This window comes from Kitasatospora sp. MBT63, assembly GCF_000710465.2.
Classification (GTDB): Bacteria; Actinomycetota; Actinomycetes; order Streptomycetales; family Streptomycetaceae; genus Kitasatospora.
Map to the genome: position 1 here is coordinate 1,645 of NZ_JAIZ01000789.1, position 1,025 is coordinate 2,669.

Annotated in this window: 1 protein-coding gene; it reads left to right on the forward strand. The window is 72.5% G+C overall.

The window, feature by feature from the left end:
* The coding region (locus AA75_RS41220; RefSeq protein ID WP_033825643.1) for a S9 family peptidase at nt 1-937 on the forward strand (937 nt) is incomplete at its 5' end.
* Nucleotides 938-1,025 lie beyond the last annotated feature (88 nt).

Consider the following 1,025-nt stretch of genomic DNA (forward strand, 5'->3'; position numbering starts at 1 on the left):
GTGCGACCCCCGCCACGACCACGCCTACGACCGCAGCGTGGCCTGTTTCCGGGCGGCGGCCGCACTCTTCACCACGCCGGTCATCGAGCCGGTCGAGATCCCCTACGAGGGCACCACGCTGCCCGGCTACCTCTACCGGGTCGACACCTCCGGCACGCCGCGCCCGACCGTGATCATGCACTCCGGGTTCGACGGCACCGCCGAGGAGATGCACTTCGGCGGCGCGCTGGCGGCCGTGGAGCGCGGCTACACCGTGCTGGCCTTCGACGGCCCCGGCCAGCCCGGACCGCTCCACCACCAGGGCCTGGTCTTCCGGACCGACTGGGAGAACGTCATCACCCCCGTGATCGACTTCGCCGAGTCCCTCCCGGAGGTCGACAACAGCCGGATCGCGCTGCTGGGTTCCAGCATGGGCGGCCTCCTCGCCCCGCGCGCCGCCGCCTTCGAGCACCGGCTGGCCGCCTGCATAGCCGTCGACGGCGTCTTCGACCTCGGCCAGGTCTCCGTGCGCTTCACCCCCCACGACCGCGAGGAGGCCGAGCGCCTGCTGCGCGCCGGGCACGCCCCCGAACTCGACGCCGCCCTCGACGCGGTCATGGCCGACAACGCCACCGCACGCTGGGCGTTCAACCACGGCATGTACGTCATGGGCGTCGACACCCCCCGCGCCTTCGGTGCCGCCTACCTCGACCACACCCTCGCCGACGGCATCGCCGAGAAGATCCAGTGCCCCACCCTGGTCTGCGACGCCGAAGAGGACGAGTTCTTCAAGGGCCAGCCCGCACAGCTCTACGACCACCTCACCTGCCCCAGGACCCTGATGCACTTCACCGTGGCGGAGGGCGCCGGCGCCCACTGCCACCCCGGCGCCATGCGCCTCGCCCTGGCCCGCATCTTCGACTGGCTCGACGACACCCTCGCCACCGCCGGCGCCTGACGCCCGCCCCGCCAGGCACCGCCCCGCACACCCCCATTCGAAACCGCCCTCAGGGACCTGCCATGACCCCCACCGCCGTCCACACCGA